General features: G+C 56.7%; 7 protein-coding genes. 3 read left to right on the forward strand and 4 right to left on the reverse strand.

Features of this window, described 5'->3' with window-relative positions:
- Positions 1-36: 36 nt before the first annotated feature.
- The 4 genes from ACP90_RS20600 to ACP90_RS20615 all read right to left on the reverse strand — a co-directional run bounded on the left by ACP90_RS20600 (position 37) and on the right by ACP90_RS20615 (position 11,312).
- Positions 37-5,757, reverse strand: a complete 5,721-nt coding sequence (locus ACP90_RS20600; RefSeq protein WP_158514203.1) for a VCBS domain-containing protein — start codon at positions 5,755-5,757, stop codon at positions 37-39.
- 589 nt (positions 5,758-6,346) lie between these two features.
- Positions 6,347-7,720: an HlyD family type I secretion periplasmic adaptor subunit gene (locus ACP90_RS20605; protein WP_062489753.1), complete on the reverse strand. Its 1,374-nt coding sequence runs from the start codon at positions 7,718-7,720 to the stop codon at positions 6,347-6,349.
- Positions 7,717-9,684: an ATP-binding cassette domain-containing protein gene (locus ACP90_RS20610; protein ID WP_158514204.1), complete on the reverse strand. Its 1,968-nt coding sequence runs from the start codon at positions 9,682-9,684 to the stop codon at positions 7,717-7,719. The genes ACP90_RS20605 and ACP90_RS20610 overlap by 4 nt, the downstream gene beginning before the upstream one ends.
- A gap of 32 nt (positions 9,685-9,716) precedes the next feature.
- Positions 9,717-11,312 carry a hypothetical protein gene (locus ACP90_RS20615; RefSeq protein ID WP_062489755.1) on the reverse strand — a complete coding sequence of 532 codons (1,596 nt, stop codon included), beginning with the start codon at positions 11,310-11,312 and terminating at the stop codon, positions 9,717-9,719.
- 980 nt (positions 11,313-12,292) lie between these two features.
- On the opposite strand from ACP90_RS20615, the gene ACP90_RS20620 reads away from it, so the two are divergent.
- The 3 genes from ACP90_RS20620 to ACP90_RS20630 are packed head-to-tail and all read left to right on the forward strand — an operon-like array spanning position 12,293 to position 16,756.
- Positions 12,293-13,162, forward strand: a complete 870-nt coding sequence (locus tag ACP90_RS20620) for a glycosyltransferase family 2 protein (protein WP_158514205.1) — start codon at positions 12,293-12,295, stop codon at positions 13,160-13,162.
- Positions 13,162-14,214, forward strand: a complete 1,053-nt coding sequence (locus ACP90_RS20625; RefSeq protein WP_062489757.1) for a glycosyltransferase family 2 protein — start codon at positions 13,162-13,164, stop codon at positions 14,212-14,214. Before ACP90_RS20620 ends, ACP90_RS20625 begins: the two co-directional genes overlap by 1 nt.
- A gap of 10 nt (positions 14,215-14,224) precedes the next feature.
- A complete protein-coding gene (locus tag ACP90_RS20630) occupies positions 14,225-16,756 on the forward strand; it encodes a glycosyltransferase family A protein (RefSeq protein WP_158514206.1) in 2,532 nt (843 codons plus the stop codon).
- Positions 16,757-17,237: the final 481 nt, after the last annotated feature.

Consider the following 17,237-nt stretch of genomic DNA (forward strand, 5'->3'; position numbering starts at 1 on the left):
CTTAGTCCCGATTGGTTTATCGGCGGCCTGACAGGCCTACCCGTGCTGGTTCGTATCGTCATTCGGGTTGGGCAAAAGAGGATCTGGCAAATCGGCAACAGAAACGTCATCCGAAGCGGCGGTATTCGCGCCCTGTTGTCCGTCATCATCCAGGCCTGACACATCATCTCCCGGCAGCGTCGCAGGGTCTGGCAGATCGCTCAAAGCCGTGGCGCTGGCAGGATCGACACCAACTGCATCAAGATAGGCACCCAATTGGTCTGCGTGTACCGGCGGAGCTTGAGGCGCCTCCGGATCCTGTCCGATTGCCTCGAAATAGGAAGCCAGTCTTCCGGCTCCGGCGTCAGCAGGTTCAATTGGCGGCTGCTGCGGCGCATCCGGATTGGTGTCACCGGTCTGGCTCTCGACGTGACCAAGCCCGGTTGTAGCATCCGCAACGTCTTGGGAAGACGTGTCGTGGTCTGGCGGCGGAGCTGGATCGGCACTCATCAGATCGATGGTGATGTCGTCAATATCTGGCTCATCGGGCGCATCATGCTGAACGGTTGGCACAGGAGAGAAGGTAATGCCTTGCAGTACCGTGTGATCGACATGGTGGCCACTGCTGCCGTGAACGCTTTGAACATCGATCTGGACCTGAACATCCGCAGTCCCGGCAGAGGCGCCCTGCTGAACGATGTGGAAGGTGTCGATGTGCTGACCAGACGCTGTGGAAGTTCCACCCTGCTTTATGACACCCGAGTTCTGTTGATAGTGATACTCGAAGTGCCCGGTTTGCTGATCAATGACCAAAGTCCCGTAGAGGCCTTGAAGCGAAAGGACGACACCGCCATGCCCGTTGTCGATGCCCCATCCACCTTGGCCACCGCCGCTGAACGTTCCGGTAAGATGTTGTGAGCCCACGCCCTGCACTGCTGCAACGGATGGCGTCACGGCGGGTGCGTCGTAGGTACCGGTCACGGTAATGACGAGGTTTTCCGTATCGGTGGCACCGGCTCTGTCGGTCACGGTCACCGGGATAGTGAGCTGTTCGACCTGGCCTTGCGCCAGGTGCTGGTAGGCGGCGTGAGACGGATCAAAGGTCCACGAGCCGTCGGAGTTCATCGCGAAACCATCGACGGGATGGCTGATCGAGAAACTCTTCGTGTCGCCCGTATCCACGTCCGTGGCGATCATCTGTCCCGTGACGACCTTGCCGTCTTCCACCGCCGATGCGGTGGCAGCAGTCAGAACCGGACCATCGTTGGTGCCGGTTACGGTGATGACAAGGCTTTGCGCGTCAGTGGCGCCGGCGCTGTCGGTGACAGCGACCGGGATGGTGACCTGTTGGGTCTGACCGGCTGCCAGATGCTGGTAAGCTGCATGGCTTGGGTCGAAATTCCACGAACCGTCCGTGTTCATGGTGAAGCCGTCGATGGGCTGACCGATGGAGAAGGCCCTGGTATCTCCGGTGTCCACATCCGTTGCCACCATCTGTCCTGTGACAGTGCCGCCGTCTTCGGTGGCCGAGGCTGTCGCCGCCATCAGGACCGGGGCATCGTTGGTCCCCGTAATGGTGACGGTGATGTCATGGGTGGTCCCGTCGAGACTGGTGACTGTGAGCGTGTCCGTGAGCGGCGTACCACCCACCTGGAGCGCCTGAACGGCTGCCTGACTGTTGTCGGCCGTATACGTCCAGTGGCCCTGGGCATCCAGCGTGAATGTGCCGTATGTCCCCGCACCTGCTGCTCCCGTGACCGGTGTAAACGCCGCCTCGCCCGCATCCGGGTCAACAACCATCAGGGTGCCGCCCGCCGTCAGCAAGCCTCCAGTGACGTGCTTGTCTTCCGTCACCGAGCCCGTGTCGGTTCCCGTGATGACTGCTGCGTCCGGTGTCGCCCCCAGGACCAGGCTCGCGGTCTGCGGGACACTGCCCCCATGTCCGTCGGTGACCTGATAGCTCAGGCTCACCGGACCATTGTAGTTGGCATCAGGTGTGAAGGTGAAGCCATGCGCGGCATCGCCGGTGATGATCCCGTGGCTGGCACTCAGCCCGGTGACAGAAAGTACATCGCCCGTGTCGATGTCCGTGGCATGTGCCAGAAGCTGAGCTGCGGTGATCGAGACCGCCTGGTCTTCCTTGCCACTGCCAAGATCGACCGGACCCGAGACCACGGGTGCATCGTTGGTGCCCGTCACCGAGACGACCAGGTTTTGCGTGTCCGTCGCCCCGGCACTGTCGGTAACCGTCACCGGGATGGTCACCTGCTGGGTTTGTCCGTCCGCCAGGTGCTGATAGGCAGCGTGGGACGGATCAAAGCTCCAGGAACCGTCGGTATGCATCGTGAAGCCGGCAACCGGCTGCCCAATCGAGAAGGCCTTCGTGTCACCCGTGTCGACATCCGTTGCCGACATCTGGCCGGTGACCGTGTTGCCGTCTTCTGTCGCCGATGCTGTCGCGGCACTCAGGACTGGCCTGTCATTTGTGCCGTGGATCGTGATGTGGATCGTATGCGTCGTACCATCAACGGACCGCACCGTGACGGTGTCGACAAGCGTATCGCCGGCTTTCAGGGCCTGGACCTGCGGCAGATTGTTGTCACCGTCATAATGCCAGGTGCCCCAGGGATAGATCGTCAGACGTGAATTTCCACCCAGCGATGTCGGGTAGGCCATCTGGTAGGACGTATAGGAGACAAACTTCGCCTCGCCCGCGTCCGGGTCGGAAATCGTCAGCTTGCCGTTGGCAGACAATGCGTAGAGGCCAGTGGTGTTGTCTTCCGTGACATCGCCCTTGTCCTGCCCGCCGATGACAGCCGGGTCGCCGACCGGCACGAGGGTCAGGGAGGCCGACTGAAGCGCCGAACCGCCATGACCATCGGTCACCTGATACTTCAGACCCACCGGACCGTTGTAGTTCGGGTCGGGCGTGAAGATGAACCCATGCGCCGCGTCGCCGGTGATCGTCCCGTGTGTGGCAGTCAAGCCAGTTACCGACAGCGTATCGGTGCTGTCCACGTCTGTCACATGGGCCAGGAGCTGCGGCAGCGTGATCGAGACCGCCTGGTCTTCCTTGCCACTGCCAAGATCGACCGGACCCGAAACCACTGGTGCATCGTTGGTGCCCGTCACCGTGACGACCAGGTTTTGCGTGTCCGTTGCCCCGGCACTGTCGGTAACGGTCACCGGAATGGTCACCTGCTCGGTCTGGCCTGCGGCAAGGTGCTGGTAGGCCGTATGGGACGGATCGAAATTCCACGAACCATCCGTGTTCATCGTGAAGCCGGCAACAGGCTGACCGATGGAGAACGCCTTGGTGTCGCCCGTGTCGACATCCGTCGCCGACATCTGGCCCGTCACCGCACTGCCGTCCTCCGTGGCCGAAGCCGTCGCAGCCGTCAGGAAAGGCGCGTCGTTGGTGCCCGTTAGGGTGACTGAAATGTCGTGCGTCGTCCCGTCCGCTGTCGCGACTGTGAAAGTCTCGGTGAGATGCGCGCCAGCACCAAGGCTTTGGACCGCTGCCTGCGCGTTGTCGACGGAATAGTGCCAGGTGCCGTCCGGATCGATAGTCAGTGAGCCGCCGTGCGGGCCGGTCATAGGCGGACTGACGAACCGCGCCTCGCCTGCATCCGGATCGGTCACGTCAAGCTTGCCTGTCGCTGTAAGGTGACCAGAAGCGTCGATATGAGTGTCTTCGGTGGCAGCGCCCCTATCCGTGCCGGTGATCACCGCAGCGTCATTCACGGCCGCGAGTGTCGTGATTGCCCCGGTATGTGTGACGCCGCCATGGGCATCCTGAACATCATAGGTAAAGTGGACCTGTCCGTTGTAATTGGCCTCCGGCGTATAGGTGTAGGTTCCGTCCTGGTTGTCCCGGATCGAACCGTGATCGACCCGCAAAGCTGCGATTGTCAGCTTGCCCGCATCATTGGCATCGACATCCACCGTGTTGGCCAGGAGCTGATTCAGGGTGAAGGTCTGGGTGACATCTTCCGTGCCGCCCGGCAGTTGTACTTCGGAGGAGCAATAGGGCCGGTCGTTGCTCCCATGGATGGTGATCACGATGTCATGCGCCGTACCATCTTTGGAATAGACGGTGACGGTGTCCGTCAGGCTTTGACCTTCACCCAACTGGTCAATGGCCGTCCCGCGCGTCGTTGTATAACCGCCAACGGAGCGCACGCTGCCGACATCAGCGTTGTAGAACCACTCGCCATTGTCCCTCAGCATGAGGTCACCGTATTGGCCGTGATAGGTCCAGCCGAGACCATGCGTATCAAAAGACGACTCGCCGCTGTCCGGATCGGTGATCGTGAGAGTGCCCGTTGCCTGGATCGTCTGGTGCCAGAGCTTTGCAATTCCCGGCTGGGCGTAGTCCGGCGACATGTCTCGCCCGCCCATATTCTCGGTCACACTGCCCGTGTCGACACCACTGATGATCGCTGCGTCGCCGGTCCCAGTGACTGTGATGACAAGGTCTTTCGTATCCGTGGCCCCGGCACTGTCGGTGACAGTCACCGGGATGGTGACCTGCTCGGTCTGGCCGGCAGCAAGGTGCTGGTAGGCAGCATGGCTGGGGTCAAAACTCCAGGAACCATCTCCATTCATGGTGAAGCCGTCGACCGGCTGGCCAATGGAAAACGCCTTGGTATCACCTGTGTCCACGTCCGTCGCCGACATGTGGCCGGTCACCGCGCTGCCATCCTCGGTGGCTGAGGCTGTCGCTGCTGTCAGAACCGGGGCATCATTCGTACCACCTATGTGCACCGTGATTGTCGAGGTTGTTCCGTCGAGCGTCGATACGGTGAGCGTATCGGTGAGCTGTCCACCGCCCGACGTCAGCGCCTGCACTGCGGGTTGGCTATTGTCGAGATGATAGCTCCAGGTCCCGTCCGGCTGCACCGAGAACGTCCCATGGGCACCCGCGGCATTCGGCTGCGGCACGAACTGAGCCTGCCCGGCATCCGGGTCTGTCACGTCCAGCTTGCCGCCCGTGGTGAGCTGCGTATCTTCCGTGACCGTGCCAACCGCTGTTCCACCGATCCGCGCGCCGTCATTGGTGCCCGTCACCGTTATGACGAGATTTTGCGTGTCGGTGGCACCGCTACTATCGGTGACAGTAACTGGAACGGTGATCTGCTCGGTCTGGCCTGCCGCCAAATGCTGATAGGCTGTATGGCCTGGATCAAAGCTCCATGAACCATCTTTGTTCATCGTCAAGCCATCGACCGGCTGGCCGATGCTAAAGGCCCTCGTGTCCCCTTTGTCCACGTCCGTGGCCGACATCTGCCCTGTGGCGACACGCCCATCCTCGGTCACAGCAGCCGTCGCGGCGCTCAGGGCAGGCCGATCGTTTGTGCCACCGATCACCACACGCAATTCGTGCGTTGTGCCATCCGCACTGTGAACCGTGAATCTGTCTGTCAGACTGTCACCGGGCTTAAGCCCCTGGACCACTGCCTGACTGTTGTCCGCAATGTAGGTCCATTGGCCATCTGGGTGAAACTCGAAGCGACCGTAGCTACCTGTCCCTGCGATACCGGATACCGCAATGAAATGATCCTGCCCGGGATCCGGGTCGGTGATCTGTAACTTGCCACCTGCTGAGAGCTCCCCCGCAACAACGTTCCTGTCTTCTGTAACGGTCGTCGTATCAACGCCACCGATCTGTGCAGAAGTTTGAGATGGTGTCTGAGCCACGATCTGGGCAGGAGTTTGCTGGGTAGCCGCTGGCGGATGTGCGCCGCCAGTGAACGTATGCACCCCCGTGAGCAACACGGAGGGCTGCTGCGTTCCGCCGGGAGGTTGAGTTCCTGCCGGCGGCTGTGTTCCGCCAGGTGGTTGTGTGCCCGCAGGAGGTTGTGTTCCGACTGGCGGAAGAGGCCTTACAGGAGCGTCCGGCAGAGCTGAAACATCCACCGAAGGATGAGAGTCTGGCAGCGTTTGAGGGGCGTCTGGCGCCCCCACCGAAAAGCCGGGTTGGGCCACGCCCGGCGACTGATGGAGATCGGTTTGATGACCTGACGCGGGCGCCGCATGTTCACCCTGGTAGGTACCCCTTGGTGCAGCCTGTTGCTCGGCGGCTGGCGTGGCAGGCGCAACGCTGTGAGCCTGACCTGATGCACCGGCCGGAGCATCACGCGGCGACGGACTGTTCATCGTGTCATCGCTTAACGTTGGACGACCTTCCTCCTCATTCTCCAGCGACTGCGTTTCGGCGGGGGGCGTGTCCTCTCCTTCCGATGTTGGCGTCCATCCAAAAACTTCTTCTGGCTGGATCTTCCTGGAGTCCTTGATCTCCTCCGGCGTGCTACCCTGATCCTGTGAAGTGGCTTTTTTGTCCGGTTGATCGGCCATCACGGTGCTCCTACCGCTCACTCAGCGCCAGATCCAGGTTCGTATAGATCGGCTTCCAGATGTATTCGAAGACTGTCTTCTTGCCTGTCAGGATATCCGCCTCACCGGTCATGCCCGGCAGAAGCGAATAGCGACCCGGATCATCACCAAAATGGGTAACGGGGACGGAGACCAGAACTTCGTAGTAGGCGGTTCCACGCTCATCAACGATCGTTGTGGGCGAAACCTCGACCACCTTCCCGGTCAGAGAGCCGTAGCGACTGAAATCGAAGGAATCGACCTTGAGTTTGGCAGGCTGACCTATGGAAACAAAACCGACATCCCGAGGGGGCAACTGTGCCGTGAAGCGCAAGTCCACGTCCCGTGGAACGATTTCAGCCACAAGCCCGCCAGGTTCGATCACCCGGCCGACAATGGTCTCGGGAACCGATTGCACAAATCCGTCCACCGGGCTGCGCAGTTCTGTCGACCACAAGCGCCTCTGGATCCGCTGCATTTGTTCGTCCAGCGCACTGCGTTCCGTGTGGATTTCAGCAATCCGCTGGCGCGCTTCGGAGGCCTCGTTCAACCCGACGCGTTCGAGGTTTTCCTGCAGCTCCGAAATCTGCGCTTCAGCAACGGCGCGCCGCCCGGAAAGGGTCGAAAGCTCATACTCATATCTCGCCTCTTCCTGCACGGCAGCAACCAGCTGAGGACGTGCGGCAAGCCCTCGCTCTACCAGGTCTCGCAGGCTTTCTGTTTCCTCCCGGGCAACGGTGAGTTGCCGCTCGATCGCCGGTTGTTCGGAATCGATTGCCCAGACATCTGCCGCCTTTTCGGCTATCTGGCGGTTGATGACGTCTCTTTCATTGGACAGGAAGGCAACCCTCGCCTCAAAGGCGGCCATTTCCCGGTTGATGAGTTCCTCAACAGTTCGCTGGTTTGTTGAAGGGGCCGTGGCCGTCCCGTTCTTGACCGCAATAAGATCCGGCGGTGCCGTGAAGGGACCGGCAGCTTTCTGGAACTCAGGGGTTCTTGTTTCCACGATCGCCAGCAGCCGCTCACGCTCTAGCGTCAGCGCGAGTGATTTTGTCTGCGCTTCACGGAGCTCCGACTTCAACTCGCTATTATCGAATATCGCGATGACGTCGCCCTTTGCGACCGTCCCGCCCTTGCGCACAACCAGCGTTGCCAACGCTCCACCGTGCTCGCTCTGCAGGCGCTGCACTTCGCTGACCGGTTCGATTACGCCCCGCGCCTTGGCAACTTCATCAACAGGCGTCGCAACGGCCCACGCAATGAACAGCACCAGGCAGATGCCGATCACGGCTGCAGCCATGTTGGTCAGCCTGACCGCCTTGCCGTCATTCAGTTCAAACTGACTATCGAGATGGGTCGCTTTCATCGGCTGACATCCTCCGGCGGATCGATTGGTTGACTGGCGGGCTTCACAGGACCGAAATAGGCCATGCCGCCATCGTCCAGAATAAGTGCGTTGTCCGCGAGTTCGGCCAGGGCTGTGTCGTGCGTCGCAAGGAAGATCGTTGCCTTGCCCCTGGCTGCTTTCAGGAATTCTTGAAGTTGCTTCCGGCTTTCCGCAGTTGCTGCGCCGGTGCTGTCGTCCAGCAATATGAACCGGCAATTTGCCGCTGCATCATCGTCTGCAGTCGAGTGCCATTCTTCCCTCAGCTGCACAAAGGCCTGTTCGTCTGTTTCGTCTTGATAATCGCCAATCCGAAGAAGGCAGGTGGATCGCGCCAGGTCGTCTGGATCATACTGGCTTACCGAGCGACCATTGATTGACAAGCGCCCTGACTGGGCAGGAACAAGCCCGGAGATCACTTTGAGAAGTGTCGACTTTCCAGCGCCGTTCGGCCCCATGACAATCGTGAGAGTTCCAGGAGCACAATTGAACGAAACGCCTGTCAGGGCCGGCTCCGAACTCTGGTCGAACTTCAGGTAAAGGCCCTTCCCGCTGACTTCCGGCGGGCCTTGCTCCAGCCTTTCAAGCGACGCAGGCTGTGCCTGCGGCGTTCCCCAGGAAAATGACTGCTCGAGCCCCAGAATTGCCTGACGGATCGCCTTTAACCGTGGAATGGCCAGGAAAAAGGCCTGGGAAGGCCCTGTGACGCGCCAGGTCAGCAACATTGTTCCGATGAGCGCGCCTGCCGTGATGGTGCCGTTCATGGCAAGGGCTATACCGACGCAAAGCGTTGTCAGGGCTGCGCCCGTTCCAAGAACATAAGCAAGAGACTGCAGGGCAGCAGAGCGTCGCGCCTGTCTGTGCTTCACGAAAGCCGCCTGCCGGGCAAGGGATACAAACTTGGTGAACCAGGACCTTCCATGATCGATGTTCCGGATTACCGCGGCCTTCGCACTCAGTTCTGTCAGGGCCTCAACGCGCTTCTGATTTGCATTTTCAAGCTGCGGGTCCAGGCTCTGCCTGGTTTCGCTCAGTATCCAGCTCAAGGCGAAAAACAGCGTCAGATAAATTGCCGGCACAATGGCCATCCAGCCGCCGACAAAAGCAATCGCGAAAATCGACAGCGGCACAAACGGGGCATCAAAGATCGCGGGCGTATTCTGAGATGCAAAGGCCTCTGCTCCCATCGAAGTCGTTTGCAACCTGCCTTGCAGCCGATCGAAACCCAACTTGTGCCGGATTGCGTGAGGCAGGCGCAAAATGCGCGACAACGACATCAGGCGGATTACCGCGACCAGACGCGCATATTCAGCCGCAAGTATTCTCGCCCGCATACTCCGCAAAATCACAATGGCAAGAAGTACGACACTTGCGCCAGAAAGCAGCGGGACCAGGCTCTCCGAGGCTTGTGCCCCCAGAACCCGGTCGAAAATTGCCATCGAAAAGAATGGGATGAACAGCGCAAGCACATTGAGCACGAGCGACAGAAGCAGCGCTGTCATGGCGACCCTGCGCATCCGCGCGCGCACCGAAATGGCATGGATCGTCGCGACGGAGTGTTCCGGGTTGTGAACAAAAAGCAGCTTGCCGGCGTTCCTTATGCGGCGGCGAACCTGATCGCGGTCGAGGCCCGCGGAAGATGTCGAGATTTCGCGTGTGTCCTCCCGGACGAGCGCATGTACTCCTTCCCTGTCCTTTACGACCAGGGCACCGTCCAGTCCGCTCAGCCATGCGGCGGGCAGCTTCGCTTCAACGCTCGCGCCGATATCGATAAGATCAAGCACCATCGCCGCGTCATCGAGCGACTGCAGCCCGGTTTCATGTGACATCGCCGCGCCCAGAACTTCGCTGGAACGGCGCCAGCCCAGCTCGGTCAGAACGGCCAGCAGGACGTTTTCAAGATCCGTACGGTGAACCGGATCATCGCTCGACCATCCGGCAGTCATTGTGGAACTCCCCGACACTTTGGACTGAACATTCATGCGGCGGCTTCCGTCATCGGCACTTGTGGGGCGGGAAGATCCACGCAGTTTTCGAACTGCTCGGCCAACCCTCCGGCGTTATCGAACACAATGGTCGTGACCTTGCCTTCGAAGGCCCTCAAAAGTCCGGTCAGCTGATCAATGCCGCGCGCGTCGAGAAAAAGAGTGGGAGATTTCAGCAACAGGACTTGAGGTTCACCTGCCAGAGCTCGAACCAGCATGAGACGCTTCAGGTGCCCATCTGACAGCGGTACACCAAGACCGGGAGACAAACGCGTTTCCAGCCCGTCGCGCAGTCGCCCGATCGCGTCGGCAAGACCGAGCTGCTCGGACAACCACACGGCACGCCCGGTCGCCTCGCTGTCAAAGGCCGTCATGTTTTCCAGCAGCGTTCCGTTGAAGACGGTGAGACCTTCATCGCAAACGGACACGCGGCACTTAAGTGCAGAGACAGACTTCCCGTCTGCCGCGAAAATCTCGGCCTTCTTTACCGGGCCGGTGCCCTCTGCGTCATTTTCCGACAGCGCATGTACCAGTTGGGCAAAGACTGCCGCAGCATGCTGCCCATTCGAAGGGCGAACGACAAGGCACTGTCCGGGTTCGCAGACAACCCGGCACCCCTCGACTTCAAATCGCAGACCACAATTCCCTTCACTTTCCACTGCTTTGCCCCGAAGAGAGTGAGCAGAAGGCAACGCAAGAAGGTCCTGGATGGTCTTGAACGCGGATGCGGAAACCCGGTGCCGAGCAAAGGCATTCACAAGACCAAGAAGACCGGCAAGACCCCTTTGCCCGAGGATGAGACAGGCTGCCAGCCCTCCGGTCGTCATGTCACCGGCAAGCACGACCATTGCACCGACACCCAGCACCAGAACTGTCGTCGCCAGACCGCCGGTCTGACTAAGGTTGAGCGAGGCTGCAAGGCTGCTTTCCGAAGTCTCCTGGGCTGCCGCCTTTCGTTTCTCGTGCAGGCGCAACTTGCCGGCAAACTCACCCAGCTTCCCGCGTGCAATGAGCCGGTCAATGTGTTCGCGGCAATTCATGATAAGTGAAGTTTCATCGGCCGAGGCCTCGAACAAGGCCTTGCCTGCCTTTGCCTGCCTGTAGGCGGAAAACAGTGCCAAAGCGCCAAAGACAACGACCACTGCCAACGGCCCGAACACGGTGGGCCCGCCCAGGAACCAAACCAGGACGAGAAAGGTGATCGCGAAGGGCGCATCGAAGACGGCAAGCGTCGATTGCCCGATCAGGATATCGTTGGACCTGTTGATGGCGGTAAACAGCTCGCGAATGCGCCCGGGGCTGAACTGCCCGAGCCTGTTTGCGTCAATGGAGAGCAGCTTCTCGGCCGTCTTGAACGACAGCTCATATTCCGCCTGCGCCGCAAGCCGCCCCAGGATTGAAGCGCGCGCATATTTCACCAAACCATCCAGCAAGATGGCCAGTGCAACGGCGGAAAAAATCACAAAGGCAGTTCCAACCGCCTGATTTGCGAGAATTCGGTCGTAAACCTGAATAAGCGCGAGTGGCAAGGCAAGGGCAAGAACGTTTGAAATCAACGAAAGAACGATCAACCAGAGACGTATGGTCATAAGTTCGGCTCTCTATGGCGATAGACAACATCGCACCCGCAATCCGGCCCCCAAGCATTGAGCCAGCCAACATTGCCAAAGCCTATTTCGTTTTTCGTGAATTCTTACTTAAGGGAACTAATGGCATTTAGCTGATAAACAACCCAAAAACGTCATATAACTGCGAAATTATCCATCTTGCGGATCTTATCATTGCAAAAATTACGAATTAAGTAATATCTGCTAGAAATCGATCCTTACAATTCAAAGATCTATTTAATTAAATGCTCCGCTGTCGCGCCTCAACAAGCCATTCAACTCTGAATATTACATTCCAACCGCTCTTCGGACGCCGTGTGCCATTCAGCTCTAACATTCAAAAGATCCGCAATACGAGCGGCAAGCTTGCCATAGATTAGGGACCAATTTTTATTCGGCAGTCTTCGGCGGTATTAGCAATATGAACTGAGACGAAGTTCAGGCACCGACGCTCGCATATCCTAGCAGCCACCACCAACGGTCGCCCGTCCCCAAAGTTCGCGTCCGGCCACCTCGTTTGCATGGCAAGGCTGACTGAGGCAGAGGGACGTACGCAACTCGATGGACGGCAAGGGTCGGTATCCGAAATTGGATGGACTTCTTTGAACGCAAGCCTTCGCACTTCGTCCATGGCGTAGTCTTGTAACAGCGAATTCAACAAAACCTACCCGGGCATCAGTTGCAGAGAGTCACTTAAATTACGCGCAAATATGTCCAGTGGATGGGAATTAGTTAAGATCCACCCTTTGGTTACTAGATGCACGCTAACCGCATATCACAGCCAATTGGAAAAATCGGAAAGTCATAATTTTTTAGGCGGCAATACTGCCTGTGGTGTGCAGGTCAGCTTAAATCGAAAACGCAGAACGGTACGCCTTTACTTCGAGTGACAGTTTGATATTGGTCTGTGGCACTTTCGAAAGCCAATACAAAATTTCAAAGTTCAATATATGCAACCGACATTGAGCATCGTCATCCCTACCCACAATAGGATCGAGCAACTACGTTCTCTCGTAGGTCGCTTTCGAAAAATGATGTCGGAACTGGACGCGATCAACAAGGTAGAGTTGGTCGTAATCGATGACGGTAGTACCGAACGTTTCTTCAATGAAACCTTCGAAGAGGTAATTCTATTGCGGAACGCGACCTGTTTAGGTGCCCCGGCATCTAGAAAAATTGGATTTCAGCACTCTACGGGAAACTACGTTCACTTTCACGATTCCGACGACGACATTTCCGACAATTGGTTAGAAGGCATTCTCAACAGCATCGCAACAACACAATTCGACTACCTGTTCACTCCACGCGTGGCTCGAACGGCAAACGATGTAATTGGCAAACTCGAAGAACCCAAAGCTCTTCAGTCACTGTTGTCACTACCGCTTTCGTTAAAGAATTATTTGTCCTACGAAAATTGCGTCGGCCCATTAGGTGCCGTCACATTTTCGAGACGCGCCGTGGAAAAAATGAGTTTTCCTTCGCTGGCATCTTGCCAAGATTGGCATATGTATTGGGAGGCGTTGCAAAAAGACAGTGTATTAATTTATGAGCCAAGAATTTGGCTTGTCTATAATCGGACAGGACTCAATAGAATTTCTTCATCGACTGACCGGAAACGAGCGGGTTTCAATGGCGCAACGAAACTCATGTGTAAAGTTGAAAGAAAACGGATCTTAGTTAACTTTTTTCTTAATTTGGACTTTGACGTAAAGAGAAATCTAAACAGGACACCGCTTAAGCGCTTAATTCACGCTGTTTTGCGTCCGGTTATCCTGGAACTTGCTAGGGCCCCCACGTTGGACAAGTTGCTGTTTGGACGAAACTCATCCTAATGAAAACATCTGATAAATCAGGTTCAAAAACCCAAAGCGACAAAGACCATATGACGACGATGTTCTCCATTATCATATGCACGTACAACAGAAGCGATATTCTTAGATTTTGCTTGAACAGCATTTCAAAAATAAAAAACAACCCAAAATTTCACTACGAAATACTTATTATTGATAATAATTCCAACGACTCGACGCAGCAAACAGTGAAAGATTTTTTATTGACGCTCCCTTCTGCTCAGCGGAGCAAGTGGAGCTACCATCTCGAGAAACATCAGGGTTTGTCCAATGCTCGGAACAGAGGTATTTCTGAGAGTGGAGGCAATTGGCTGGTCTTTTTAGATGATGAGTGTGACGTTGATGCCGACTGGTTAGATCGTCTCTATTGTGTGATTGGTGAAAAGTCGCCCGTCATGGTGGGGGGGCCCTATCGTGGAAAGTATTTACCCGAAATAGACAAACGACACTACGCCAAGGGTTTTCTCGAAAAGTATGGAGACAGCTACCACATCCGCGACGATTGGCAAGAGCGCTGGCTTTCCAAGCCTGGTCTCTCAGGTGGCAACATGGCAATCCGGCGCGATCTACTTGAAAAAGTAGGCACATTCGACCCCAACTTCGGCATGAGTGGATCAGAGACAAGATACGGCGAAGAAACCGAATTGCAGCTGCGAATACTTGCACTGTGCCCGAATAACAGCATCTACTTTAGCCCGGATCTTGAATTAATACACTATATTCGACCGGAGAAAACTAGGCTGCTGGCGAGCTTACAAAGCTGCATTCAACGCGCAAAAAATGTCGCAAACCTGCAGCGATCCCACCCGCAATACGCAAGCTCATCATCCAATTTATTGTTGTTAAAGTTATGGATTTTGGTTCGTAGAAGCTTTGAGCTAATGATATTTGTTGCAGTCCAGTTTCTTAAAGCGGGAGTAAAAAGAGCCCCCTTCTCTCGCCCATGCTACGAAGTCATATATAGCGGAAAATTGCAGGCTTTGGTGCAGGTTGCCTTCTCCGTCGTTGACATTATTCGCCACAATCGACCTTAGGAAGTTTGATTTGAATTCTGCGATTTGCACAATTGTTGTGCCAGCTTACAATGCTGGTAGTTTTTTGCGCTGGACGCTCGATAGCATCGTTGCACAGACGACGAAATCCTTCCGCTGTATCGTCGTGAATGACGGATCAACCGACAACACCCGAGAGATCGCAGAAGAGTTCGCGCGGCGCGACAAACGCATCCAAATTATAAATCATGGAGCCAACTCGGGGCTTTCGGCGGCCCGCAACACGGGCCTGCGCGCAACAACCTCACCATTCGTGTGCTTTCTGGACGCAGATGACCTGATGATGCGAGACAGTCTCGAACTGCGCCTCGCACCATTACTTGAGTGTGACGACGAGCACGTGATCGGAAGCTATTGCGGCAGCGTCACAATACGCGAAGACACAAAAAAGCCCCCAAGGAGCAGCTCCTGTATTTTGAAGCCGGTCGATTTTCTCCGCGCCGGAACAAGTTGTCCGTTCAACGCGAACCAGCCTCTCTTTTTCGCGGACAAGCTCTGCCGGTTGGGGGGCTTCAATGAGAAAATGGTTCAAGCCGAGGATTACGAATTCTGGATGCGCTCCTTACGGGCCGGCTATCGCTTCGTTGCCGTTAAGCGTCACGCCGTAACCTACCGAAGCAGAAGCAGAAGCATGATCCGCCAACAGCCCTTGAAACATCTGGATATTGCTATTCAGCTGAACAAGGCATCTTACATGGACCTGCCGGCCCAGGCTTCCTTTGATGCTGATATAACCACCTATACAAAAAAGTGGCCAGTCTACCGGCAACAAGCCGATCTTGCGGGACGTATACTGTCCTTTGTGGGCATGGAAGCAGCAAGAAGGAACCAGGCGGACGACAACGCAGATCTAAACGACCTCGGCGTGATGCTGCGCACGGAATTGCCTGACCTGCACCAAGTTCTGAGCCGGAACGACATTAGGCTTCATCTGAAGACCGGTATAGCCCGTTTTCACACTGAGCCGCAAAAGAGTCTGGAAATCAAATTTCCGCAGACAACGGCTTTGCTCGACCGCCTCCTGAAAACGGCTCTGCAGGAGCCCCTGCCCTCCAAAGTCGACTCAACCGATTCCACATTTCCTTTCACGGATTCCGTCGAATTCAGTGGCTGGAACCTAGGCAAGACCCGACAACCCAGTATCGTCTTCCTTTTGCAGAAGGATTACCACCTAGAGACTTTGGCGCCTGTTCTCAAGCACCTCGCCACCCGAAACATCGACTGTCACGTCGTAGACCTGTCAAGCCACTGCGGTGATCGTTTTCTCAGGTCCAAAGCGGTGGAGTTGGATATCCCACTCATTGGATTAAGCCCTTTCATGCTAGGGCTCTATGCACCGAAGGTAATTGTTGCCCTCAACGACTGGGATCCATCTGTACGAGCAATTTTCGGTGCCGCACAAGCCGCAGGGATCAAGACAGCTGCGATCGTAGAGGGGATACAGGACTATTGGGACGCAGACATCAACCGAGACCGAGGCGCTTACCGCATGGCAGATGCGGTCCTTCTACCCGGCAGTTTTGACAAGCGGTATTTCTCCGACAGCAGCCAGGAGATCCATGTTTGCGGCTTGCCACGCATTGCGGAGATGAGGTCTGCTCCTCCCCTCCCACTGCCGTCCATCCCGCGAGTGCTCATCAATTCGAACTTTAGCTATGGCGTGCTGGTTGAACATAGAGATGCTTGGCTGACGCAGGCGGTCGAAGCCTGCGAACAGGCAGGACTCGACTGGGTTATTTCCCGGCACCCTGCCGATCTTGGCACGCTACACCAGGACAAGGTGACCCCCGAGACCTTCGATGCGGCGACGCGCAACAGCACGGTGGTCGTGCAACGGTTTGCATCCGGTATACTAGAAGGCCTGGCTCACGGTCGGCAGGTCATCTATTTCAATCCCCACGCGGAACAGGTCGACAAGTTCAAGGATCCAATGGGGGCCTATCCGATCGCCGAGACCACGCAGGAGTTGGCCCGCCTTCTTGAAAACGCACCCGGCCTGGCAGAGCTGCATAGGCACGCTTGGCCTGGCTTCCTGGACACGCATTGCGCAAACAGAGAAGGCGGGGAACCTGCCATCGCGATCGCCCGGACCCTCGGCGATCTGTTCGATCAGGTAGAGACGGCGCCTCAAGCCAACGAGTGGAGGACCAATCTGCGCGCGGTCGACATGTTCTCTAGGTCCATGTTCGACACTCGGAAGATCTTGGCGAAAATCAGACCCACGTACGGCCGGAATACCGGCAAGGTCGAAGGCCAGGAAGGGAGGTTCGCCGACGTCCTGATGAGCAGCTCCGTGAACACAATCGTCACCCGATCCAAGTTGAAGCTTATCGCGGAGGCCGAGAAGCGCCAGCGTTCCGAAGGGGCCTCCATCAGGAACCTGCACAGGAAAAATCTCCGGGAAGTCCTTCTTCATATCGATGATCATCTCGAGATTTTTTATCACAAGACAAAAGACACTCGGTTGATCGGCCCTGTGATCAGGCAAGCCTCGCACATCTATGACCGTGTTTTCAAGAAATGACGAGACTGACGGATAGCCGCAGCTTGATCCAAAGCGGCGACGGGAGCAGACCAATAAATTGGCTCTCACTGCTGTCTGAAGCTTCTGTAGACCGGGCAACGAGGTATTCCTCAAAAACTGCCCCTGCCCCGTAGTCCGGGCCGTTCAAGCCTTGGACCCGTTCATCCAAAAGCATGACGAGACGAGTGTGGCTCTCTAGCGCGGGCAAGTCCATAGCCTGGGATACTGCCGGCTTCCCTTTCCGATCGCCCGTGAACATATCTGCCGCCGATCCGGCGTCAGGACTTTATTCTCCCAAGTTTTGACACGACCTTGTGATGAAATCGGATAATGTCCGCACCTCCTCGCAAAGCCATTTCCAAGGGCCAGTTATTCACAGGGATACGACGCGAACTGCATCTTCGGTGGACGGCAGCCCAGTCAACCGAAACAAGACGCCTTTCACTGCTATACTATTGATTAAAACGTTGACTTTGCCCCC

It is taken from the genome of Labrenzia sp. CP4 (genome assembly GCF_001579905.1).
Classification (GTDB): Bacteria; Pseudomonadota; Alphaproteobacteria; order Rhizobiales; family Stappiaceae; genus Roseibium; species Roseibium algicola.